18 protein-coding genes are annotated in these 24,973 nt (G+C 35.4%); 1 reads left to right on the top strand and 17 read right to left on the bottom strand.

The genetic code is table 11. The features are described from left to right. Window positions 1-58: 58 nt before the first annotated feature. The 10 genes from addA to tig form a co-directional block, all read right to left on the bottom strand. Window positions 59-3,871, bottom strand: a complete 3,813-nt coding sequence (addA, locus tag HMPREF9707_RS03370; protein ID WP_006701299.1) for a helicase-exonuclease AddAB subunit AddA — start codon at window positions 3,869-3,871, stop codon at window positions 59-61. Next, a complete protein-coding gene (locus HMPREF9707_RS03375; RefSeq protein WP_006701300.1) occupies window positions 3,868-7,449 on the bottom strand; it encodes a PD-(D/E)XK nuclease family protein in 3,582 nt (1,193 codons plus the stop codon). The genes addA and HMPREF9707_RS03375 overlap by 4 nt, the downstream gene beginning before the upstream one ends. Before the next feature lie 21 nt (window positions 7,450-7,470). Further along, entirely contained in the window at window positions 7,471-8,706 is a 1,236-nt protein-coding gene (gene pepT / locus HMPREF9707_RS03380) for a peptidase T (protein ID WP_006701301.1), read from the bottom strand. A gap of 7 nt (window positions 8,707-8,713) precedes the next feature. Continuing rightward, on the bottom strand, window positions 8,714-9,526 hold the full coding sequence (locus HMPREF9707_RS03385) for a Nif3-like dinuclear metal center hexameric protein (protein WP_006701302.1): 813 nt from the start codon (window positions 9,524-9,526) through the stop codon (window positions 8,714-8,716). After that, a complete protein-coding gene (locus HMPREF9707_RS03390; RefSeq protein ID WP_006701303.1) occupies window positions 9,526-10,236 on the bottom strand; it encodes a tRNA (adenine(22)-N(1))-methyltransferase in 711 nt (236 codons plus the stop codon). The genes HMPREF9707_RS03385 and HMPREF9707_RS03390 overlap by 1 nt, the downstream gene beginning before the upstream one ends. Window positions 10,237-10,325: 89 nt before the next feature. After that, window positions 10,326-11,483 carry an RNA polymerase sigma factor RpoD gene (gene rpoD, locus HMPREF9707_RS03395; protein ID WP_006701304.1) on the bottom strand — a complete coding sequence of 386 codons (1,158 nt, stop codon included), beginning with the start codon at window positions 11,481-11,483 and terminating at the stop codon, window positions 10,326-10,328. A gap of 16 nt (window positions 11,484-11,499) precedes the next feature. Beyond that, window positions 11,500-13,323, bottom strand: coding sequence for a DNA primase (dnaG, locus tag HMPREF9707_RS03400; RefSeq protein ID WP_006701305.1), 1,824 nt, complete (start codon window positions 13,321-13,323; stop codon window positions 11,500-11,502). Window positions 13,324-13,364: 41 nt separating this feature from the next. Next, entirely contained in the window at window positions 13,365-13,949 is a 585-nt protein-coding gene (yihA, locus tag HMPREF9707_RS03405; protein WP_006701306.1) for a ribosome biogenesis GTP-binding protein YihA/YsxC, read from the bottom strand. Window positions 13,950-13,960: 11 nt separating this feature from the next. Then, complete coding sequence (gene clpX, locus HMPREF9707_RS03410) at window positions 13,961-15,205, bottom strand: ATP-dependent Clp protease ATP-binding subunit ClpX (protein WP_006701307.1); 1,245 nt, start codon at window positions 15,203-15,205, stop codon at window positions 13,961-13,963. Window positions 15,206-15,311: 106 nt separating this feature from the next. Next, window positions 15,312-16,595 (bottom strand): trigger factor, encoded by a 1,284-nt coding sequence (gene tig / locus HMPREF9707_RS03415; RefSeq protein WP_006701308.1) that lies wholly within the window; start codon window positions 16,593-16,595, stop codon window positions 15,312-15,314. A gap of 138 nt (window positions 16,596-16,733) precedes the next feature. Here tig and recU point away from each other — a divergent pair, with 138 nt between their 5' ends. Then, window positions 16,734-17,333, top strand: a complete 600-nt coding sequence (gene recU / locus HMPREF9707_RS03420; protein ID WP_006701309.1) for a Holliday junction resolvase RecU — start codon at window positions 16,734-16,736, stop codon at window positions 17,331-17,333. 55 nt (window positions 17,334-17,388) lie between these two features. Here recU and HMPREF9707_RS03425 read toward each other — a convergent pair whose 3' ends face one another. The 7 genes from HMPREF9707_RS03425 to HMPREF9707_RS03455 all read right to left on the bottom strand — a co-directional run bounded on the left by HMPREF9707_RS03425 (window position 17,389) and on the right by HMPREF9707_RS03455 (window position 24,972). Beyond that, window positions 17,389-18,066 (bottom strand): hypothetical protein, encoded by a 678-nt coding sequence (locus HMPREF9707_RS03425; protein ID WP_006701310.1) that lies wholly within the window; start codon window positions 18,064-18,066, stop codon window positions 17,389-17,391. 12 nt (window positions 18,067-18,078) lie between these two features. Further along, on the bottom strand, window positions 18,079-18,789 hold the full coding sequence (locus HMPREF9707_RS03430) for a DnaD domain-containing protein (protein ID WP_006701311.1): 711 nt from the start codon (window positions 18,787-18,789) through the stop codon (window positions 18,079-18,081). 39 nt (window positions 18,790-18,828) lie between these two features. Then, window positions 18,829-20,127, bottom strand: coding sequence for an asparagine--tRNA ligase (gene asnS / locus HMPREF9707_RS03435; protein WP_006701312.1), 1,299 nt, complete (start codon window positions 20,125-20,127; stop codon window positions 18,829-18,831). Window positions 20,128-20,142: 15 nt separating this feature from the next. Next, window positions 20,143-20,619, bottom strand: a complete 477-nt coding sequence (locus HMPREF9707_RS03440) for a hypothetical protein (RefSeq protein WP_006701313.1) — start codon at window positions 20,617-20,619, stop codon at window positions 20,143-20,145. A gap of 72 nt (window positions 20,620-20,691) precedes the next feature. Further along, a complete protein-coding gene (locus tag HMPREF9707_RS03445; RefSeq protein WP_006701314.1) occupies window positions 20,692-23,202 on the bottom strand; it encodes an exonuclease domain-containing protein in 2,511 nt (836 codons plus the stop codon). Beyond that, window positions 23,192-24,436 carry a CCA tRNA nucleotidyltransferase gene (locus HMPREF9707_RS03450; protein ID WP_006701315.1) on the bottom strand — a complete coding sequence of 415 codons (1,245 nt, stop codon included), beginning with the start codon at window positions 24,434-24,436 and terminating at the stop codon, window positions 23,192-23,194. Before HMPREF9707_RS03450 ends, HMPREF9707_RS03445 begins: the two co-directional genes overlap by 11 nt. Beyond that, the gene (locus tag HMPREF9707_RS03455; protein ID WP_006701316.1) at window positions 24,433-24,972 is read right to left on the bottom strand and encodes a YpiB family protein; all 540 of its coding nucleotides are present in this window, start codon (window positions 24,970-24,972) and stop codon (window positions 24,433-24,435) included. The genes HMPREF9707_RS03450 and HMPREF9707_RS03455 overlap by 4 nt, the downstream gene beginning before the upstream one ends. Window position 24,973: the final 1 nt, after the last annotated feature.

Genomic DNA, 24,973 nt, shown 5'->3' on the forward strand with positions numbered 1-24,973 from the left:
ATAAATTCAAAAGAACGTCCACTTCCATCTTCTAGATTGGAGTAGACGTTCTTTATCTTTAAAATTGGTATAAATCTGTTAATGGGACTACTTCTTCAAAATCTATTAATACTAAATAAACTTCCGTAACATCGATTGAATGAACGAGCGATAGTGCGTGTGCATATAGACTTAGTTGGAGACGATAAGTATTAGACAAATGTTTAATTTGTTCTTTTTTACTTTGGTTAGAGTATGCCTGATAGCGATTTGTTTTATAATCCAATAAAATAACTCGTTGTTCTACAATTAGATAAGCATCAATGACCCCATGAATTAAGATTTGATCTTCTGGATGATATTTTAAGGTGTCTTCCTGATCTTTCGACGAAAGATATAATTTCGACGCCGGAATTGTCATTGAAAATGCTTGTTCCACCTTCACCTTGTCATAATGTTGAATAATGAATTGTCCTAACTCAGAAGTTAAATAAGAAATAATTTTATTTAATATTTCTAGATCAATTAATGAAAACTTTGAATCAATCGTTTGGCTCAATAGTTGGACTTGTCGCACTAACTCTGTTGAATAGTGTGTAATCTCAATATCGCTAAAAGATTGATAGCTCAATGATTGCATTAAATAATGAATCAATGTCCCCTTTTCCGTTGGAGTTAAAGATTGATTTTTATTCGATTGAATCAGTTTTGGTTCATTAAAAGTTCCTTGCGTATAACGAATTCCAGCTAACTCACTCTCAATTTCAGATAAATTCAAAGTCGTTGGGTTCGCAGTTAAATAATTGGCTTTATCAATTAAGGGTTCTTCAAAAAGTCGTTTTAATTCAGAGACCGATTGGTAACTAGCCGTTTTAGTACTGAGTGGAAATGAATATTGAAATAACATTGAATCCAGTAATGTATCATCAGGTGTCTCATGTGCTGTTAACGCAAAGTTTTTCTGATAATATTGCATCAAATTATCCTGTGGAACATTATTTTCATCGACCATCTTTGAAATCAATTGATCCATTGTATAAATATGAACCGCATTCGAAGAATTTAAGGAACGATAATAGAGAGCTTGTTGCAGCCAATCTAACCAACTTGAAGCTTTAAGCCGATGCATTAAGGGGATGGTTTTTGATTGATCATCAAGATCTAATAAAAGCTGCTGCATTTCTTCCCATTTATTTTGACTTGCAATGGTTCCAACGATATATATCTTTTGTTCCGCTCGGGTCAAAGCGACATAAAGCTTCCGCATTTCTTCAGATTTTAATTGACGTTCCCTAATTTTTTTAATTGCTTCTTTATGAATAGTTGGATACTTTAAATGATGCTCGTTGTCGATATAGTCTATCCCAATGCCGTGTTCCTTGGAAAGCACCATCGTCTCACGCAATTCCTTGAGATTCATTTTTTGACCTGTATTCATTAAAAAGACAATCGGAAACTCCAACCCTTTACTTGCATGAACGGTCATCATACGAACATAATTTTGACCATGATCTAATAAGATAGGTTCTTGAAGATCCTTATCTCGATCAATCACTTTCTCAATATACCGAATGAATCCAAAGATACCACGAAAATGATGTGATTCAAAATCTGAAGCTCGTTGATATAATCCGTGTAGATTAGACGTGCGCTGCAGACCATTGCTTAATCCAGCGTTATAACTGAGAAAATCTGTTTCCATATATATTTGCCAAATTAATTCAGACAAAGAAATCTCATCGGATAAACGTTGCCAATGTCTCAATTGACTTAAGAATCGTTGTAATTTGGCTTGCAGAGCTTGATCAATCGTGGTCGTATCTTCTGCATTCGCATACGCAAGGACTGCTTGAAAATAACTTGTTGTTTGACTATAAATTCGAATCAAACTTAATTGTTCATCGGATAAACCGACAAAATAAGAGCGTAAAATTGCGACCAGCGGAATATCTTGATGCGGATTATCAATAATCTTAAGTAAAGCTAACATCAGTTGGATTTCTTGACGTTGGAAATAACTTTCAATTTTTTGAGATAACAAAGGAATCTCATATTGATCAAAAATACGCTGAAGTGTCAAGAAAGAATTTTTTGTGGATGACAATATGACAATGTCATTGTACTCAATCTTACGGTAAAATCCGCCATTAGATTTATCATAAATTTGCTGATTTGAATCAATTAAATAGCGAATTTTTTGAGCAATTAGATGGGCTTCTGCTTCTCGACTGGTGTCGAATTCCCGTTCTAAATCTTCATTTGACTCCATCATAGTGTCTTTATTAAAGAGTAAAAATTCAGCATTATAATCGGAATCAGCTTGTTGCTCAATAAAATAAGGAAAGCCCGTCTTGAGTGATTCTGCTTCAGCATATATCATCTCGCCAAGATTTTTATCCATGATTCGTTCAAAAACGTCATTCGTATACCCCAAAACATTATCCCTTGAACGATAATTTGTATCTAAAATAATCAATTGTTGATCTGTGGATGTTTGATAGCGTTCGTATTTTGAAAGAAAAAGACTTGGATCGGCCATGCGGAATCCATAGATTGATTGTTTCACATCCCCTACCATGAAAAGATTACCCGTTGATTTCGTTTCATGTGATAAATAATGTAAGATTAATCCTTGTAATTCGTTAATATCTTGATATTCATCGACCATTACTTCTTTAAATTGATTTTGATAGAAATGAGCTGCAATGCTCGGCTGACGTTCTCTTGTCTTCGGATCCATTGGTGCTAATAATTGCAGCGTAATATGTTCTAAATCATTATAGTCGATCAATTTATTTTGACGTTTTAAGCGTTGAAACTGATAGTAGAATCCGATGGCTAAATGAGATAACGAATTGACAATGACTTGACTTCCCTCTAGATGTGTTTGCATCTGTGAGTAGGAGTAAGGGAAAAAATTTGTTAATTCTTTAATTCGTTGGACTGCTTGATCACGATATTTTTTAGCGAGTTGAATAATTTCTTTGTCTTCATCATCACGCCGGTAACTCGCCCAACGTTTCCATGAATGTTGATGAATAAGATTGATGGCTTCTTCATATTGGTTATTTTCAAAATATTGTATCAATGATTCTGCAATATGTGCATCTTCTTGAATAAACGTCGCATACTTTTCAAGGGTAGCTTCACTTAACGATTCTGTCAATTGCAGTGCGAGTTGCCATTGATGTTTTGCCTCTTTGATTAGTTGCATCGAATATTCAATAAGACTTCTTTGATAGAATGGGGTTGAAAAATCTAGCAAGAAATGATCTGGATGACTTATATTTTCCATCCAGCCGAGTGGATCAGGATTACTTCGAGCGAACTCACAGAGTTGATTGATCATTTGATACAGACGATCATCATTACGTCCTTTGCTAAATGACCTTAGGAGTGTTAAATATTCATCTGAACTCACTTTAATCGAAGGTGAATCATCGATAATTAATTCAAGTAATGCCTCCCAGGCTTCTTCTTTTAACAATTCAATTTGGGTTGCGTCTGTGAGTAACGTAAATTCTGGATCAATATCATCTAGATAGAAAAATTGTTGTATTACCGTCAAACAAAATGAATGTAACGTACGAATATGTGCTTCAGGTAAAATACTCAGTTGTCTCATTAAATTACGTTTGAGTTCCGGATCTTTTGAATGATTAATTTGTTGTTTTAAGGCCATTTCTAGCCGTTCTTTCATCTCATTCGCTGCCATCTCAGTAAAAGTGACCACTAATAGTTGATCCAAACTCGCATAATCAGAGAGTACGTGACGAATGATTCGTTCAATTAAAACGGTTGTTTTACCTGAGCCGGCTGATGCGGATACTAGAATATTTGACCCCTTCGCTTCAATTGCTGCTAATTGTTGTTGATTAAATTGACGGCTCATTCGCTCACCTCCTCTTGTTGAGATTGTAATATTTGTTCAATTTTCTGAATGATATCTTTTTTCCGTAATTGTTTGTGACGGTACAGATGGTAATGTTCAGTGGCGTCAAAACCAGTAATTGTTCTAAATCCAGGTTGTAATGAGGTCGTAAAGCGTTCATCACGATATGGAGTGAGTGCAATATTTCCTGATTGAATTTGGTTTGCAGCTTCAACAAATAAATAATCAACATAGTTCGACAGCAACTGAAAGTCAGTTTCATTAAAACGATTTGAGTAGGCATCATATGAACCATCTTTCTTTAATTTAACAGGATAAATTAAACTTGCTGTCTGTGGCTCTAAAGTTGAGTCGATTTGTTGCATCTTCACTTCTGGTAGCGTAATAAAACCACGATATGTATAATCCGCTAAACTTTGCTCTTTTTCATCTTTTACGTCATGTGTTGCTAACTCATTTATATGGGTAATCGGTTGATAGAAAGCACCTAACGGGAAAGCGTTCGGATAATTTTGGTGAATCACTTTTAAATACGTTAAGATTTGCATATCTAATCCGTAAAATAGCTCAACTAAGTTAAATTCTTTTTGTGACGATTTATAATCGACAACTTGATAATAAGTATCCTCCCCTAATTGAAGACGGTCAATTCGGTCAATCTTTCCTGTCACTTGCAGTGTCCGTTGAGAATCAAGTTGATAGTACAGCCCTCTAAGAGGTAGTATTGGATTCAAGCCAAAAATTGCTTCTGTCAGGACTGGTTCTAATTGGGTTATTTGAACTTTTTTGATTAAATTGTTCAACACTTGACGCATCTCCTGGTTCATCAATTGATGAATAAATTTCATACGTGCCGAACTATGTAAAATTTGAAATTTGAAATGATGACTTAATTGATTTTCAATCAAGTGAATGATATCCAACAGCGCCGCGTCATCTAAGGTCAATAGCGACCGTTGATAGTGATTTGTTGCCTGTTGGGTCACTTGATCTAAATATTCGTGGAAGAAGTCTCCCGTTCGAGCTGGATCTAATTCAAACTCAATGCGTTCTTTTAATTTCAATCCATAAAGTAGAAAGTGCGAATAAGCATCTCGATAATATTCTTCAATTTTCGAGACAGATAATGAAAGTTGATCTCCATATAATTGACGAGCCGTTTCAGGATTAATTGACACGGGTTGGATAAAATCTTCAACTGATCTTTTCACCAAATTATCGATTCGTCCAGCATCAGGAATGCTATGTTGCAATTCATATTCTTTCATACTTGCAATTAATTTACGCAAAGGTGGTAAATAATTAACCGATTGTTGCCAATAGAACCGATTTAAATACATCACTTTACTTCGTTCAATAGAATAACGCCCATATGAACTTGGATGGGGTTGAGTCAATTCTTCAGTCGGATCTACTTTAAAATGATAAGTAGGCAATTCAACCCAATTTAACAATTCTTGTATATATGGACTTCGTTCGACCGTTTGGTCCTCGACGACTTGAGCATAGCTTAAATATAATCGTTCGGTACTAGCTAAAAGTAATTTATAAAATAAAAATGATTCTGCTTGATACTGAACAGCTGGTGTATGTTGAATGGATTGATGCGGCATTAAATCCATAGAAAGTAGTAACTCACGTTCTTGTCGAGTCATTAATGAGTCCTCTTGAATGGATTGTGGTAAGGTTTGATGGCTCATTCCAATAACAAATGTGATTTTGGTTGGCTGAGTACGTGGACTAATCATACTTGAAATCATCACTTGATCCATTGTCGGTGGAATAATGAGGAAACTCGCTTCATTCATTCCAGCCAATAAAATTTGGACAAATGTTTCATAACTTTCAGTTTGGTTTTGATAAATTAAACAAAATTCATCGAGTAAATCAATCATTGTATTCCACACTTGTTCTTCTTCCATTGACTGTTCAATTCGGCCCTGTTGGATTAAATAATCTCTTTCAAAAATTAACTGTTCTTTTAGTTTCAGATGCTCCATCACTTGATAGACCCATTTTGCGAAAGATTCGCCAGTTAATTCTGCGGGACGTTTTAGTATTTGCGAGAGTTGATGGAGCCAGTTACGCCAAGGTTGTACCATCTCTTCAATCGTTTGCTCCGTTTTCTCGCCTTTCGCATTATAGTAAGGTAAAGATTCATTACTATAATGCCATGGATAGTCGATTTGGTATAATCGGTAACCAAACAACCCATTTTCAATTAAAATATTTTCTAATTGATTGACTTGATGTTGTTTTTCAATCCTTAATTCTTCTGGACTTATCTGATCATTTTGCAAGAATGATGGTAAAATAAAACTTGAATTTAAAACGGCCATAATTGAGGTATAATTCCATTGTTGAATGGATAAGTTTAATAGTCCCTCTAATAATAATACAAAGGGATGGTGTTGCATTTCTTGTGTATTATCAATAAAACAAGGAATATTATTCATTTTAAAATAAGGTTCGATTAAGGAACCATAGCAATCAAAATTTCTTGTTAATACTCGTATATCACGGTAACGATATTTTTTTTGACTAACTAAATAATGAATTTGATTGACCACATGCTTCATTTCCGTTTGGATTGTATCGTTATGCCATAATTCAATGTGTTCGGATTGCACTAAACTCAATTTTTCAACCGGTTTAAATTCATTCAAGGCTTGATAAGTTTTTGCAACGGCCAAAATATCTGAATGATATGGATAAGTTGGACCATTGATTTGCCAATCATTCAATTGTTTCAGTCCATTAACGTTACACAGACGTTTTAGTTGAAAATAGGTATTTTTTGCAACTTGTTCAAATGAATAATGAGATGTATTTAAAAGATGATCCGAATCAATCGGTAATTGAATCCATACTGTATGTGCTACACGGATTAATTGATTTATAATATAAAGCTGTTCCCCCGTAAAATACTCATAATGATCGATTGCAATGTATAAGTTCTCTTGCGGTAGTAAATTTTCTAAATAATCGATCAATTCAAAGTAATCATTACGGTAGTTAATATTTAATTGATTAAGTTTATCAATATAAGTCGTATAAATTGTGTTAATTTCATTTAATCTTTGGCTGGATTGATATTGGTTGAGCGTTCCGATTTCTTCCTCATCTATTGCCTCAATCAATTGTTCGAGTGTTACTTGATCAATATTTCCTTGAATAAACTCCTCGAATTGGTTATAAAGCTTATCTATAAAACCTTGATAAGTGATTTGACTGCGGTATGTAACAAGTTGAGATTTTAATTCGCTCAAAATACTTCTTAAAATCATCTTTTTACCTATACTAGATATAGAAGGAGCCTCATTATGATAATGAGGCATCATAAACCAGCTAATTCGCGAAAAACTGGCAACTTGTATATTTAGCATCGCGGCTTGATTTCCACCTTGAATTTGCTTTAATTGATCCAGCATCGTTGTTTCCATATCAAATTTAATATGATCTGGAATAATATAGTAAATCTCAGCAGATGGATTGTGGGTAAAAATTTGATGCAAATGGTTGATCATCACAGCTTTTTTATTAATAGCGTGATCCCCTGTAATAATTTGAAGTGCCATCTTTCGCTCCTTCTATAGCTTTTAAGCTTTGGCGTTTAACTCAATGATATTTAAAATTGTTTCTGTGGCTTTCACCATTACTTCAACGGCTACATACTCATAGCGTCCATGCATATTTTCGCCGCCCGCAAAAATGTTTGGCGTTGGAATCCCCATAAAGCTAATTTTTGAGCCATCGGTACCACCTCGAATTGGTTTAATATCTGGGGTGATATTGGCTTTTTCCATGGCTGCTTTCGCTAAATTTACCGGTGTCATATCTTTTTCGATGACTTCTGCCATATTATAGTATTGGTCAAATAAATTTAACGCAATCGGTTGTGTTGAATATTGACCATTAATTGAATCTACTAGTTGTTTGACATGTTCTTTACGCGCCTCAAATGATGTTCGATCAAAGTCACGAATAATTAACTTAACTTGCGCTTCATCTACAGAACCTTCGAGTAACAACACATGATAAAATCCTTCACGATCACTTGTATATTCAGGAACCTCTTCTTGTGGTAAGCCATTAATAAATTCATTTGCAATCGTAATCGCATTGATCATTTTTCCTTTGGCAGTACCTGGATGGATGTTTCGACCTGTTATTGTTAATTCCGCTTGAGCAGCGTTAAAGCTTTCATATTGCAGTTCTCCGAGTGGACCCCCATCCATTGTATAGGCAAAATCTGCACCAAATCCTTCTGCATCAAAATGATCAGCGCCTCGTCCTATTTCCTCATCTGGACCAAAAGCAACTCGAACTTTTCCATGCGAAATTTCAGGATGTTGAATGAAATACTCCATTGCGGTCATAATTTCAGCAATTCCTGATTTATCATCTGCACCTAGTAAGGTAGTTCCATCTGTTGTAATCAATGTTTGCCCCAGATAATTTTTCAAACTTGGGAAGTCTTCTGGTGTCATAACAATATTTTCTGCTTCATTTAAAACAACCGTTGATCCGTCGTAGTTTTCATGAATTAGCGGTGTAACATTTTCTGAATTAAAATCAGCTGTATCAACATGGGCAATAAAACCAATCGTTGGAACGTCGTGTTCAACATTTGATGGTAACGTTGCTGTGACAAAAGCATTCTCTGGATTCAATTCGACTTCTGACATCCCGATTTCTTTCAATTCTTCTACTAATAGATTCAATAAATCGAATTGAATCTCCGTGGAAGGAATCGTTGGCGAGCTTTCATCGGAACGAGTATTAATCTTAGCGTAACGAATTAGTCTCTCTTGAGTTTTGGCAAATAAATCCATAATAAAATTAGACATCCTTTCTGATTATAAGTTGACGAGGGTCCCGATTTGTTTGACTCTCTATTATTGTAACATGTTCAGGAACAAGATGATGGAGTATTTGAGCCATTTCTTTAATAAAACACTGTTCAATAAAATGACCTGCATCAATCGTTGTAATCGGTAGTGTTGAAGCTTCTAATACTTTATGATAAGTCACATCTCCTGTAATAAATGCATCCGCACCACATTTTATTGCAGCTTCAATTGATTCATAAGCAGAGCCACCTACGATTGCAATGCGGTGATATAAATCGGTAGACGGATTTACAACTTGTAAGTAAGGTGCGCCAAGTTGTTTTAAAATATGTTGATATAATTCATTATGGGATAATGCTTCTGGAAGGTCTCCTACCCTTCCTAGTTCTGGAGTCATTTCTGTATTGAGAGGTTGATTAGCTAAGTCTCTTACATTGATTAATCCTAGTCGGTTCGCTAACCAGTCATTCATTCCATTTTGCTGACGATCTACATTCGTATGCATTGCATAAACATTGATACGATTTGATAAAAGCGTCCGATACAATTCGATATTCATTTGTCCATCGTCTAAACGTTTAATCGATGAAAAAATCAATGGATGATGTGCTACAATCGTATCGACATTTTGCGAGATAGCCTCTTCAACGACTGATTCAGTGACATCCAAGGTAGTCATAATTCTAGAAACAGTTGAATTTAAATTTCCAAAATGTAAGCCAACAGGATCCCATTCCTCTGCTAAGTCTAAAGGATAAATGGCTTCAATTTGATGAATAAAATTTGATAATAAAAATTCCATTAAGAAATCACCTCTTCTATTGCTTTAATTGTTTGTTTGACTTCTAATTCTTTAGTATGGTCACCCTTTTTACTCAACTGCAAGGAGGTTAAGATATATTTCATTTTCTCTAATTCATTGCGCCATTTTTCGATAAAGGTATCATTTCGTTCCTGTAAAAGAAATGGACCAAACATTAATTCTTTGTCTGATATAGTTACTTTAGTATTCGGATTAGATTGGGCGATAATCATCTCATAAAAGTGCCCTTTTTCTTGAATAATATATTCATCAATGATTTGATAATGATGATCATTTAGCCATTGGCGAACGATTCTTTCGCCCACATTAGGTTGAAGTGCTAATAGCTTAGGTTGATGACCGATTTGTTGTCCTCGTGTTAAAATATCTACAATGAGCCCACCGCCCATCCCGCATATACTAACCGTATTAATCTTATCCTCAAAATGAATGACATCATAGCCATCACCTAATCTTACATCAATTCGATCATTTAATTGGTGTTGATTCACTTCTTGGATGGCTGATTGATAGGGGCCTTTAACCACCTCTCCTGCAATAGCAAACTCGATGTAGTTTCCTTGGGCTAAGTAAGATGGTAAATAAGCGTGGTCACTACCGATATCTGCTAAACGGGTTGGTTTAGGTGCATATTTAATAATACTATCTGCAATCCATTGCAACCGCTTAGAAAGTTGTTTTGAATTCATATCTTCATCCTTTATTAATAATATGACTTTATTTTACCTGATAAAAAAACAACATCAAGTGATGTAGTCTACTTGATGTTGTCAAATAATTATTCTAAAAAATCTTTTAATTGTTTAGAACGACTTGGATGGCGTAATTTACGAAGAGCTTTAGCTTCAATTTGACGAATGCGTTCACGAGTTACACCAAATACTTTTCCAACTTGTTCTAAAGTGCGAATATTGCCATCATCCAGTCCGAAGCGTAATCTTAAAACATTTTCTTCTCGGTCTGTTAATGTATCTAAAACTTCCTCTAACTGTTCTCTTAAAAGAGAACCTGCTGTAAATGCTTCGGGACTTAAAGCTCCTTCATCTTCAATGAAGTCACCTAAATGAGAATCATCCTCTTCACCGATTGGCGTTTCGAGTGAGACAGGCTCTTGAGCAATTTTTAAGATTTCACGCACTTTTTCTGCAGGTAAATCCATCTCTGCTCCAATTTCTTCGGGTGTCGGTTCTCGTCCAAGCTCTTGTAATAGTGTACGTTGAATACGAACTAATTTGTTAATTGTCTCAACCATATGAACCGGAATCCGAATCGTACGTGCTTGGTCGGCAATCGCACGTGTAATGGCTTGTCGAATCCACCAAGTAGCATAAGTCGAGAATTTAAACCCTTTATGATAATCGAACTTTTCGACGGCTTTCATCAGACCCATATTTCCTTCTTGGATCAAGTCAAGAAATGATAGCCCCCGTCCGACATAGCGTTTAGCTATCGAAACAACTAAACGCAAGTTTGCTTCTGCGAGTTCTTGTTTAGCTATTTCATCTCCTGCTTCAATTCGTTTTGCGATTTCCACTTCTTCTTCAGCTGTTAGTAAGTCAACTCGACCGATTTCCTTCAAATACATCCGAACTGGATCGCTAACTTTCATTTTAGTTGGATCTTCGTCTGGTTCTTCTACTTCCTGAAGTTCCGATGAACGTTCATCTTCTTTAACCATTTGCGCTTTCGTAGGACCGCCGTCGTCCCCTACAACCGCAATGCCATTATCTTCAATTTTTTGAATTAATAAATCAATCTGATCTGAATCTAGTTCATATGGACTGGCAATTCGTTTTGTAAGCTCGTCATAATGAATTTGACCGAGTCCAGATTTTTCAGCAATAATTTGTTCCGTTGCTTGATTTACCGTCACTTTTAATTCTTTGGTAGATTTTTCTGACCCTTTATCTGAAGATGTTGCTTTATCTTTTGTCATACATATCCACTCCTTCTTATTTATATTCTTTCATTAATAGAAAAATTTGTTGGAAAATTTCTTGACTCGTTGTTTGATTATTTTCTTGTTTGGCTTGTTTTAACTTTGTTCGTAGTTCATCAATTTTTTGACCGATAAATTCCTTTTTTAAAATTCCAAAACAATCTGCCATCTCTTGTTCATTAAAATCAAACACCTCATCTGACCACATAATATCTTGAAGCCACTGATTTAATTCACCGTCATCAATTTGATGGACAATTTGTGTCATGGGAAAATGATTTCCTTCATAATAATATCGATCTAGCGCTAAGAATGCCCGATTACTTAAATCATGGTACATAATCGGTATTTCATCTAGTTGCTGGATATATTTCCATGCTGATTCGTGATAGATAAGATTGAATAAAATTGTGCGTTCTGCCTGATATGCTTTTTTAGATTCGACCGTTATTTTTGAAGTCACAAAAGATTCAGCAGGTATATCTGTTTTGGTTATTTTTGACGAATGGGATTGTTGTTTAATTTCCTTTTCATGATATCGCGTTGCTCGAGTTAATTGCTCTTGGACAATCGCTTCATTTAACTGAAATTCTGCAACAATCTCTTGGACTCTCAACTGTTGTTCGATTGAAGATGGAATGAGCGCCACCGTTTTAATCAACTGCTCGATGTATTGGGCTTTTTCATTATCTAAAGACAAATTATATGAGGTTGCTAAGTACGCTTTTTTAAAATCATAGTATGATTTACTCTTATCTAAGAGAGTCTGAAAACCAGCCTTTCCAGAACGTTTAATCCAATCATCGGGATCTCTTCCTTCCGGAATGATTACCGCTTCTGTTGATAGAGATGATTCGTCAATTAAACGATCCATTGCACGACTCATCGCATCTTGACCCGCACGGTCACCATCAAAAACTAATTTTACGTGACGAGTGATTCGTTTAATTTGTCGGAGATGATCTGAGGTAAAAGCCGTCCCCATCGTAGCAACACTATTGAGAAACCCTGCTTGACTTAATGAAATCACATCCATATAGCCTTCTGTTATTAATAATTCTTCACTTTGTCGTACCGCTTGTCGAGCTAAATCAATATTAAATAGAAAGCGACTTTTCACAAATATATCTGTCTCGGGTGAATTAATATACTTTGCTAAGGATGGATTGTCTTCAATCAAGCGACCCGATAAAGCGATGGTTCGCCCTTGTTCATCTCTCAATGGAATAATTAATCGATTTTTAAACCGATCAATCATTTGTTTTCGATCATTTTGATAGAAAATCCCAGATTGAATCAACTGTTCATCCGTGAAATCTTCATTTTGTAATATTTGGTAGATTAACTCAGAATTATTTGGAGCATACCCGATATTAAACCGTTCAATTGTTTCTGCATTTATGCCGCGTTGTGTTAAATAATCTAGCGCTTTCTCCCCGTGATGTGTCTGTGTTAAATAATAATGATAAAATTCAACGACTTTTTGGTGAATTTGATATAAAATTTCTATTTTAGGATTTACCTTCGTTGATTGGGTTACTATATCCGGTAGTTTGATATTAGCAAATTCAGCTGCTTTGATGACCGCATCGACAAAGCCAACGTGTTCGTATTCTTGAATAAAACTGTAAATATTTCCTGCCCGTCCGCAACTAAAGCATTTAAAAATTTGTTTTGTTTCTGACACGGAAAAGGAAGGATTATTATCTTCATGGAAAGGACAAGCGCATAAATAGTTATTTCCTCGTTTTTGTAATGGAATATAAGAATTAATCAAATCGACAATATTCACTTCAGACAAAATTTGATTCACGATTTCATTTGGAATACGTGCCATAAGATCCCCTTCTTAATTATAAAAATCTTTTCAAGTCACTATCACTCAACTAGTGAGTGGATTACATCCCAAAGGTCTGCAGCACCTGTTCGGTCTTCCGATGAAAATAAAAATAATGCTTCATCACTTGGTAAATCTAACAATTGAACGAAAGAATGAATATGTTTTGAATATTGACTACGTTTAATTTTGTCAATTTTTGTTGTCACAATCGCGTAGGGGATTTCAAGTTCATCCGCAAATTCCTTCATGCCAAGGTCTAAAACTGTAGGCGGATGACGAAAATCCATTAATAATAGTAAAGCAACTAGATTCTCACGTTGATGTAAATAGTCCGAGATAAATTGGTTAAACCGTTCGCGTTCTCGTTTCGAAACACGAGCATAACCATAACCAGGCAAGTCAACAAAACGGAATTGGTGATCAATTTCATAAAAATTTAATGTTTGAGTTTTACCAGGTTGACTTGATGTACGAGCCACGCCTTGTCGCCCGACCATTGCGTTAATAAAGGATGATTTCCCGACATTGGATCGACCAGCTAAAGCTATTTCAGGCAAATTTGGCGCCGGATACTGAGCGGGTGATACCGCACTGGTCAACATTTCAATTGTATGATATTTCATAAGATCCCCCTTTATGAAGAGAGTTTTTTATTGTTTTCGTCATAATATTCAGGTAATGAAATTCCTTCGACATTTTCTTTTGTAATAATGATTTTATGTACGTCATCACGACTCGGGACTTCATACATAACTTCAAGCATCACATGCTCAATAATTGATCGGAGTCCACGTGCACCTGTACCACGCTCATTTGCCATTTGAGCAATCACCTTCAATGCTTCCGGTTCAAATTCTAATTCAACATCATCTAATGCCAGTTGCTTTTTATATTGCTTTACTAAAGCATTTTTTGGTTCAACTAAAATTTTCACAAGATCATCGACTGTTAACTGTTCAAGGGCGGCTGTTAAGGGGATTCGACCAATAAATTCTGGGATTAATCCAAATTTAAGTAAGTCTTCTGACGTCACTTGTTGCATGAGACTCTTATCTGGATCTAAGTGTCCTGAGTTAGAACCAAAACCAATCACTTTGCTTCCTAACCGTTCTTTAACAATTGTTTCGATACCCGCAAAGGCACCTCCAACAATAAATAAAATATTTGAAGTATCCAGTTTAATAAACTCTTGATTCGGATGTTTTCTACCACCTTGAGGCGGGATATTCGCCTCTGTCCCCTCAAGAATTTTAAGCAAAGCTTGTTGGACTCCTTCACCACTGACATCTCGAGTAATCGAAACATTTTCACTTTTACGAGAAATTTTATCGATTTCATCAATATAAATAATTCCTTTTTCTGCCATGTCAATATCATAGTCTGCTGCTTGAACAAGTTTTAGTAGAACATTTTCTACGTCCTCTCCAACATAACCTGCTTCGGTTAACGTGGTTGCATCAGCAATTGCAAATGGAACATTTAAAATACGTGCTAAAGTCTGAGCTAAAAAGGTCTTTCCTGAGCCAGTTGGCCCAATCAGAGCGATATTTGTTTTTTGTAATTCGACACCATCGTCATCAACTTCTTGCTGAATGCGCTTATAATGATTGTAGACTGCGACAGCTAAAGTTTTTTTCGCTTGTTCTTGACCAATCACGTATTCATCTAAAATTGCCTTGATTTCATGTGGTGTATGAATCGTAATTTCAGTTGATGAATAATTTTGATTAATATCTTCTTTAATAATCATTCGACATAATTCCACGCATTCATCACAAATATAGACATCTGGGCCGGCTACGATTTTATTAACTTCATCTTGAGATTTTCCACAAAAAGAACAAAAAAAATCTTCTTGATCATGTATGTTTCGGCTCATATAATAAAGAACTCCTTTCCAAATTGATAGATATAAAAGAGGACGCAATAAAGTCATCGTTTAATTGACTTTTGCATCCCCTTATCTATATTACAATTGCCTTTAATTATTTTTCTTCAACAGAATCAATAATTAAATTCATTGCTTTCTTCATCTTGATATCATTTGATAGCATTTCTTCTGTTACAAATTGACGAACTTTGCTTGTTTCCATACCATATTGAGCTGCTAAGCTTTCAATTTCTTCGTTAATTTCGTCTTCGTTGACATCTAATTCTTCAACGTTCACAATTTCTTCGAGGACTAAGTTCGTCTTAGTGCGTAATTCAGCCTCTTCAGCAAATTGATTACGTAAATCTTCCTCAGTTGATCCAGTAATTTGGTAGTACATTTCTGGATTAATGCCTTGACGACTTAAATTATTTAAGAAGTATTCTACTTGACGATTGATTTCTTCGTCAATCATTGCTTGTGGAATACCTCCATCAATTTCAGCATTCTCAACAGCTTGACGAAGTGCTAAATCTTCAACGACTTCTTTGGCAGCTTCTTCTTTTGATTCTTGAAGTTCTTGACGAACTTTCTCTTCCCATTCTTTAAATGATTCAACTTCATCATCGATATCTTTCGCGAATTCATCATCTAATTCTGGAAGTTGTTTTGTTTTAACTTCATGCACTTTTACTTTGAAGATAGCTTCCTTACCAGCTAAATCTTCAGCGTGGTATTGTTCAGGGAAAGTAACCTTGACTTCCACATCTTCGCCAGGTTTTGCACCAATTAATTGGTCTTCAAATCCAGGAATAAATTGGCCAGATCCTAATTCAAGTGAATAATTTTCATCTTTACCACCGTCAAATGCAACTTCATCAACGAAACCTTCATAATCGATGACAACCGTGTCTCCTGACTCAGCGGCATCTTCCTTAACTACAAGTTCAGCTAAACTTTCACGACGTGTCTCGATATATTGATTTACTTCATCGTCGGTTAATTCACGATCTTGTTTTTCAACGGTTAAGCCTTTATAGTCCCCTAATTTAACCGCAGGTTTTGTTTGAACTTGTGCTTTAATAACCCAAGGCTTCCCTTTTTCTAATGATTCAATATCAAATTTAGGTTGTCCTACTGCATCTACTTCTACTTCTTCAAGAGCTTCTGCATAGGCTGATGGAATTAATGCATTAAGCACGTCGTCGTATAACGCTTCTTCACCATATAGATTATTAAAGATTTGACGTGGCACTTTGCCCTTACGAAATCCAGGTACATTGATGTTTTTACGAGCCTTTTTAAATGCGCTGTCAAGGGCAGTGTTAACGGCCTCAATCGGTAATTCAAATGTTAATGTTCCTTCATTCGTTGATGTTTTTTCAAATTTTGCAGTCATATATAACCTCCGAAATTTATCTTGTTTAGTACATACTCTATTATTTTATATGATTTTATTGTATTTGTAAACATAAGTGGACTATAATATAGACAAAATCAATATTTGTTTAATATTTTTAAGAAGAGGAATGATTGAATGATCCAATATCCATCCGGGCATGGACCGAAACCATCCTCCCCTAATAATTTAAATCAGCGAATACGCTATGGCAATCGCGGGATGTCTCTGGAAGAAATGCTCAATCAAAGTAATACATACTATTTACAACGTAATCTTGCCGTTATCCATAAAAAACCAACTCCAATTCAAGTTGTTAAGGTAGATTACCCTCGTCGCAGCGCTGCACGCATTACGGAAGCATATTATCGTCGAGCTTCAACTACTGACTATAATGGTGTCTATCAAGGAAAATACATTGATTTTGAAGCAAAAGAAACCAATCATTTGAGATTTCCCTTGGCCAACCTACCTGAACATCAAGTTCAACATATGCAACAATGCGTTAAACAAGGTGGGATAATTTTTCTGCTCGTCTTTTTTAAGCAAGTCAATGAAGTGTACTTGTTACCTTTTGTCACTGCATATGACTTTATTAAAAATACCCAGCGTAAAAGTATTCCATATGATTTTTTTCATGAAAATGGCTATCTTTGCCCGATTTCATATAATCCACCCATCGATTATCTTAAAGCAGTCGATGATTGGTTAGCTAGCGGTACTTCTTCTGAAAATTAAATTGAATGCATTAAAAAAATCTGTAATCGCTCAGACGTTACAGATTTTTTCATTTTTAAGGCGTTAACCACCCTGAAATATTATCACGGGATTGATAGATTGCTTTGGATTTTATTTCATCATCAATAGTTAAACCTTTCATTTTTTCAGGGACAGCATAGTATCTAAAATATTTTCGCGACTCTGGTACAAACCCAATTTGCTCAAATTGACTATCTGTTAATGTAAAATAAGCACCGATACGATATGTTTCATCCGTGGATAGGAATTCAACAAACCGATTCCCAACGTAATAAATAATCCCATTATCATATTCAAAATAATAATATTGGCCATCCGTTCCCCGATAGGTCACATTCGATTGCTGAAGTTCGTTTTCATTATACATCGGTAATCGATGGTAGGAATTATATAAATAACTACTCCGATAAAAACTTCGCTCTACGGAACCGTAGGCAAAATCATTAAAAATTTTCTTTTGGTAATCTCGTGTTCCTGGATTTGTTAAAAAAGAAGTTTCAATCATTTCTCCATATTGCTGATAACCATTTCTGGCAAATACAACCGTGTAGCCAATTAGAAGTATTGAGATAAAAATATAAAATTGTACGATTCGTTTTTTGTAATAAGAAATAGAAGCAAATAAAATCACGGCTACGATACAAGATAAAATTACTCGTATCCACAAATCATGATAATAAAATTGTTCCATTGCTAGCCATTTTTGATACATTGGTATCCTCCGCTATGAAGATGACGATGAATTCCAATAATCCATCGGTATCTGGATATGTTCGTATTGTTTGGATTGTTGAGATACATCGGTTGTTTGAGTTCGATTTCGTTCAAATTGTTCAATTTCTCGTTCTGCTTCTTGGGCAGTTAGAATGTTCTTTTTGGACCAATTGAGTAAAATACGATCGATATATTTCAAATTATACGCTCGGTTTAACACAGCTTGTCTTAAGGCAACAATAATCAAATCTTCATCGTATCCATCTTTGACTAGCCAATTTTGTAAATATTCAATCTCGATGGGCGATAAAGGTCGACCAAATTCAAGCTCAAAGATTTGATAAAGTGATTTTTCGTTCGTATTACTTTGGGTATCAGCAGAAGGTTCTGCAGTTCTTGTTACTTCTAACTTAGCAAAGAGAGGACGTATCGTGTAATGATCCGTCTTTTTTCCATAATCATTTTCAACAAGTTCAATTTCCATATAGTCTTTCTGGACTAATTGATTAATCGTCTCTAACACAAGATGGTCGCTCCAGCCCAAGTGCTGACTTATCCTTTGGATATCTTCAACCCGATTCCCTTGAGATATTTGCGATAAAATATAAAGAAGAATTACCATTTCATCACTTGAAATATCAAATTCATGATAATGATTGAATAAATAATTCGGAATACTCGTAAATCCATCTTTATACCAATCATAAAATGATTCATACATTAACGTCCCCTCCTTCCTTTAATGATTCATTCTCTCAAATTATGGGTATAGGCGATTCAATAGACGTGGGAATGGTGAAGTTTCTCGAATATGTTCAATACCACTTAACCAAGCTACACAACGCTCTAATCCCATTCCAAAACCACTATGGACTACTGCACCATATTTATTCGTATCTAAGTACCAAGCGTAAGCGTCTAAGTCTAAATTGAAATCAATAATATTTTGTTTCATAATTTCGTAATTATCTTCACGCTGCGATCCGCCAATAATTTCACCATATCCCTCAGGTGCAATCATGTCTGCACATAGAACAGTGCGTGGGTCTTCCGGATTTACCTTCATATAGAATGGCTTAATTGATTTTGGATAATTTACGATAAAGATGGGTTGTTCGTATTGGCTTGCGATAAACGTTTCATGCGGTGATCCAAAGTCATCACCCCACTCAATATCATCAAAACCATTATTATTTAATAAAGTAATCGCATCGGTATATGAAATTCGTGGATATGGTGTTTTAGTATATTTTTCAAGTAAGGATACATCACGGCCTAAACGCTCTAAGGCTTGAGGACAATGATCGATGACATTACGCACTAAGTATGCTACGTATTCTTCTTGAACTTTTAAACTTTGCTCATGATCTGTATGGGCCATCTCAGGTTCCATCATCCAGAACTCAATTAAATGGCGACGTGTCTTAGATTTTTCCGCACGGAAAGTCGGTCCGAAAGAAAATACTTTGCCAAAAGCCATTGCTGCAGCTTCTAGATAAAGTTGACCACTTTGTGATAAGTAAGCTTCTTCATCAAAATATTCTGTATGGAATAATTCAGTCGTTCCTTCTGGTGCACTGCCTGTTAAAATCGGTGGATCAATCTTAATAAATCCACGGTCATTAAAGAATTCAAACGTTGCGCGAATAATTTCGTTACGGATTAACATAATCGCATGTTGTCTTGACGTTCTTAACCATAAGTGACGGTGATCCATTAAGAAATCAGTTCCATGTTCTTTCGGTGTAATCGGATAATCGTGACTTTCACCTAATACTTTAATATCTTTAACTAATAATTCGTACCCCAGACTTGAACGGGTATCCTCTTGAACAACCCCAGTTAATTCGACACTACTTTCTTGAGAAAGATGTTTTGTAATGTCAAAAACTTCTTCACTTACATCTGATTTTAAAACGACACCTTGGAAGTAAGCTGTTCCGTCTCTTAATTGAATAAAAGCGATTTTACCACTGTTTCTTGTATTTGTAACCCAAGCTTTTACGGTCACAGTTTGATCAACGTAATCTTTAGCTTGATTCATTGTAATGATATCCATCTTTATTCCTCTTTCTTATAAATTCGCAATCGTTTGAATCCATTCCCCATCGGTCGCATCCAAATAATAATATGACATAATACCAGATTGATCTTTAAAAGTAACTTCCCAAACAGGTCGATTATCCATTTTTCCTAGACGAGCCTGCATAACCTTATCAATCTCATTATCATATTTTGTAATTCCAATGGCATCTTCGCGTGAGATAATATCTTCGTTCGTATAATAATCCGTATCGCCCCCATCTTGTTTAATAATGGCATACCGTTCTACTCCTTCATTATCGGTAAAGAACATAGAAAAATACGATTCTTTCACCGTAACCATATTAAATTGATGGACTTGTTCAATCGGATAATCAACTTCAATAATATCCTTTGCTTCCACTTCAGCTTGTGCTAATCTGCTGACACTACTTGCATAAATGAAAATAAAAAACATCATTAATGACAAGAGTATCATGGATGTAACAGGAATCCATTTTTGACTCAAAATGATTGCCCTCCTTTTAGTATAACAACATAATAATACCATAAACTGGCAGAAGATAAACCTATTATTCCTCTATTCAATTTCAAATTGAGCTAATTTATTTAACTGGGCAAAGACTGTTTGGCTGTACTCTTTAGTCATAATTCGTTGATCCCATAAATAAATAGCATACTCAGGGTAGTCTTCATTGAACCGAATCAATAATCTTTTCATATTTAGGATCATTTGAGGTAGTTGTACCGCTTTGAAATTATCATAATTTTGATTTGGGTGTGGTGCATTAAATAGCGATATTTGACCTTGTAACCAAACATGATTCATTGCTACAAATGGAAGATTAAATAAGATAATTACACCCTCATGATTGAACTGCTGCCATTCTTCACTTAAGAATCCTTTGCGCGTTAGAATAATAATATTTTTATCTTGCTCGATCATTCGCCGACGAATTTTATGTCGATTACTTGTAACGGACTGAGCTTGGATTAAATAGGAATCCAGAGAAGGTCGATCCATCAATATATGATATAAAGATTTCGCTTGTTGTTTATTACTAACAATAATGATGATTGTTGCATGATCCATAAAATGCTTACTCATATATTCTGCTAAGTCTTCCATTCGTTCTATATCTTGCACTCTTGCTAAGTATTCGATCGGAAGTGAGACACGCACCCCTGGTGGATAGAATGAGAGCGGAAGCTTCAAGTAATCGAAACCATCGAGATCAACCCAGCGATGGTATCCCCATTGTTGTTGATAATCTTGATATCCCCCCAAACTAATTAACAATACTTGGTTGAATTGGTTCAAATATTTTAAATAATTAGACTCGAGAATGAGAGGTTTCTTTAGTAAAACTAAACGATAAAACTCATTTCGAATCCGAGTTGCTGTTAAATACAACAACTGATTAGAATCCTTCATGATAAAACCAGTTAATCGTTGTTGCCATTGATTAATCACTTCGTTGGCATCTTGATCTATTATTGAAAGACTATCAAGCTGAATAAGCTCATTAACGATTCGGACCATCCTCTGAACTGTCTGATGAATTTTTTCTGCCAAGTGATCTGTAGCATCAATTGTTAAGCTCACTGATTCTTGCTGTTTCGAACTTGAATCGAATTGCTTTAAAACTCTAATAAGCGAATCTGTCAATTGATATCCAGATTGGATTAATTGATCTAATAATTGATAACTATAATCTAGCCCCGCTTCTGAAAACAAATGGAGCCAACGAGACCACAAAGTTAAACCTTCACTGATGGGTAATTTCAGTTCTGAATAATCAGAAATCGAATTAAAATAGTCGAAAGCATCTAAAATAATTACAGAACGATCCATAAATGATTCATATAAATCTGATGGGCTATTAAATAAATAATGAAAATCAACGGGTGTCATCATAATAATGTCTGCTTTTTTGGCTTTTTCAATCGCATCGTAGTACGAATTAGAAAAAATTGAGGATTCACTCTTATGGTAACGTTGTAACACACCAACGATATCCAGTTCTTGATTCAACGTTGTAAGATCTAATATGGTTCGTGTCGTTTGCCAATAGTAGGTAGCAGCTACAATCGTGAGATCATGTGAATTAATTTTGATTTGATCTAACAGATGTACCAACTTTATTAATTGTTCTCGACAAAGATATCTTCGTGGATGTCTTAAATGGACAACATTACATTGCTGGTGACACGCAATCATTTTAATTTTTAATTGGGTTGATTCTTGTTCTGTCACGATGATTGTTGAGTGATGTTCCAGCATTCGTTCAATCAATGTCATCATTGTAGCTGTGTCGATGGGTCGAATTGGATCTTCTAAAATGGAATGCGGATTTTGATTCCATTGATTCAGAATATAATCAACTTTCGATGACGACAACGCATCATGATGAATAATATCTAAAGATTCTGTTGGCTCTAACTCAGGCAGTTGCGTAACTTCTAAATTTGGTTTAATGATAAAGTGCTCAGGTTCACTCACGAAAAAACTGGTACCAAAATCAATTTTTTGGGTAATTGATTGTAATATTGATCTTTCAGTAGGCTCAAGGTTAAGACATCTTTGCGCAAGCTCTGTTATTAAATACCGTGTCATTCTTGCATCTTCAATGGCTTGATGAGCATCTGTGAATGGAATCCCTAATTCCATCGATAATTCCATTAAGTTAAATCCCTTAGCTTCAGGTAAAAATATTTTAGACAATTTTACGGTATCGATTGATTTCGGATTAAACGTTAAATGATATTTCGCAAATTCTTCTTGCAATACTTTTAAATCAAATGCTGTATTATGAGCCACAAAATAACAGTCGTACAGTAAGTCATACCATTCTTTAGCAATCTCTTCAAAGGATGGACATCCTGCTACATCTTGGTCCGTAATTCCTGTTAGCTTTTGAATGGGTTCAGGAATCGATCGTCCAGGGTTTATGGTTTGGGAACGTTCTTCAACGACCTGATTGTTTTCAATAATTAAAGCTGCAAGCTGAATAATTTCATCTCCATCTTCAATATTGGGGCCGGTTGCCTCTAAATCAACAATCGCAATTCGTGGATATTTATTTGACATTCATATCACCTACTACTGAATAATGTTGTCTTACATAATCTTCAAGTACTCGGCTTTTATTTTCAAGTTGTCTATTAATAACGCGCATTTCAAGGTTGGCTAATATCTCGCCAATCATCGGTCCTCCACGATTCAAATTAAACATGTCCATCAAACGCTTACCGTCGATTGCTAATTCTTTACGTGTTTGGATGGGCAATTGCTCTTTTTGTAAAAGATAATTTTCTACACTTAGATGATGTGCATCAAGATAATCTTGAACTTGTCGAATCACACCCGTATCAAGCGTATAGATTGCCATTGCAGTCACTTGGTTCTTACGTATTAAATCTAAAAGTTCACGAATTTGAACTACTTGACGAATAAAATCATTACTATGTGTCCAATCTTTCAAATAGCGCATCGTCTCCTGTTCACTATATCCCAATAACTGTGTAATAAAAGCCCAGATGAGTTCGCGGTATTGAGATCTTGATGCTTGGAGGGGTTTTACTTTTTCAATCAGTCGATCGAGTAATCGTTTTACATTGACTTGATCGAATCCAGGTAATTGGGCTGATAAGTGTGTTGTTTCTAGCAAATGCGCAGTTTGCGTAAAATAATCCCCTTCTAAAAACTTAATAAACTCAATCCGAATTCGTTCGATCGCAATATGCGCTAAACTTGGACTCAATGTTTCAATGGCTTGCAACGTATTATCTTCAATCTTAAATCCTAATTGACTGGCAAAACGGATAGCACGCATCATTCGAAGGGCATCTTCATTAAATCGTTCATAAGGTTGCCCCACACAACGAATTATTTTTTGCTGAAGATCATCTAATCCACCATGATAATCATAGAGTTTACCCCGTACATCAAATGCTAATGCATTAATCGTGAAGTCACGTCTTAAGGTGTCTTCTTCCAAACTTCGGATAAAAGTTACTTCATCCGGACGACGGTGATCCGTATACGTTGATTCGCTTCGAAAGGTAGTAACTTCATACAATTCACCATGATAGACGATTCCAATCGTCCCATGTTCGATTCCTACGTCAACGGTATGCGAAAATATTTCTGCAATCTCTTGCGGAAACGCACTGGTCGCAATATCAATATCATTAATTGGACGATTTAACAATGTATCCCGCACACAGCCACCAATAAAATAAGCCTCATAACCATGAGACTCAATTTGTTGAATAAGTGGCAATGCACTTTGAAATAAAGGATGATTTAGCGTTAATTTCACGATAATTCACCTCTTATGGCATGGATTTGTTTCAGTAATACTTCCGCCTCTTCGAAAGAAGAACGTTCGATTGCCTGATCAAATTGTTGTTCTAAATCTTTTAACTTAGTCTGAGAACTTAATTGCGATAAATAATGATCGAGTTGATCCAGTTGATGATCTTCTGCTGGGATATATGGATTATTTTTATAAATATCAAATGAAAAAACTTCCTGATAATAATTGGGTATATCGAGTTCAATATAATAGGTAATATCATCCCGTAACTGATTTAACCGAATATCATGGAATGCTTGATTACTATCCGTATATTTATGGGGCCCTTTGTAATAGACAAATGGGTTCATTGGATTTTCCTGATATGAGATAAATAAGCCATTTGGGGCATATTTCGATGCATCTGAAAATTCAATCCGATCCAATAATTCTGGATGAGAAGCCAAATATTTCATTAAGAAATTTACCGTTGGGTGTACATGCTTGAAATTTTTCATGATCCATTCAATAAATTGACGTTTATTTTCATTTGACGCCATT

It is taken from the genome of Falseniella ignava CCUG 37419 (assembly GCF_000301055.1).
Taxonomy (GTDB): Bacteria; Bacillota; Bacilli; order Lactobacillales; family Aerococcaceae; genus Falseniella; species Falseniella ignava.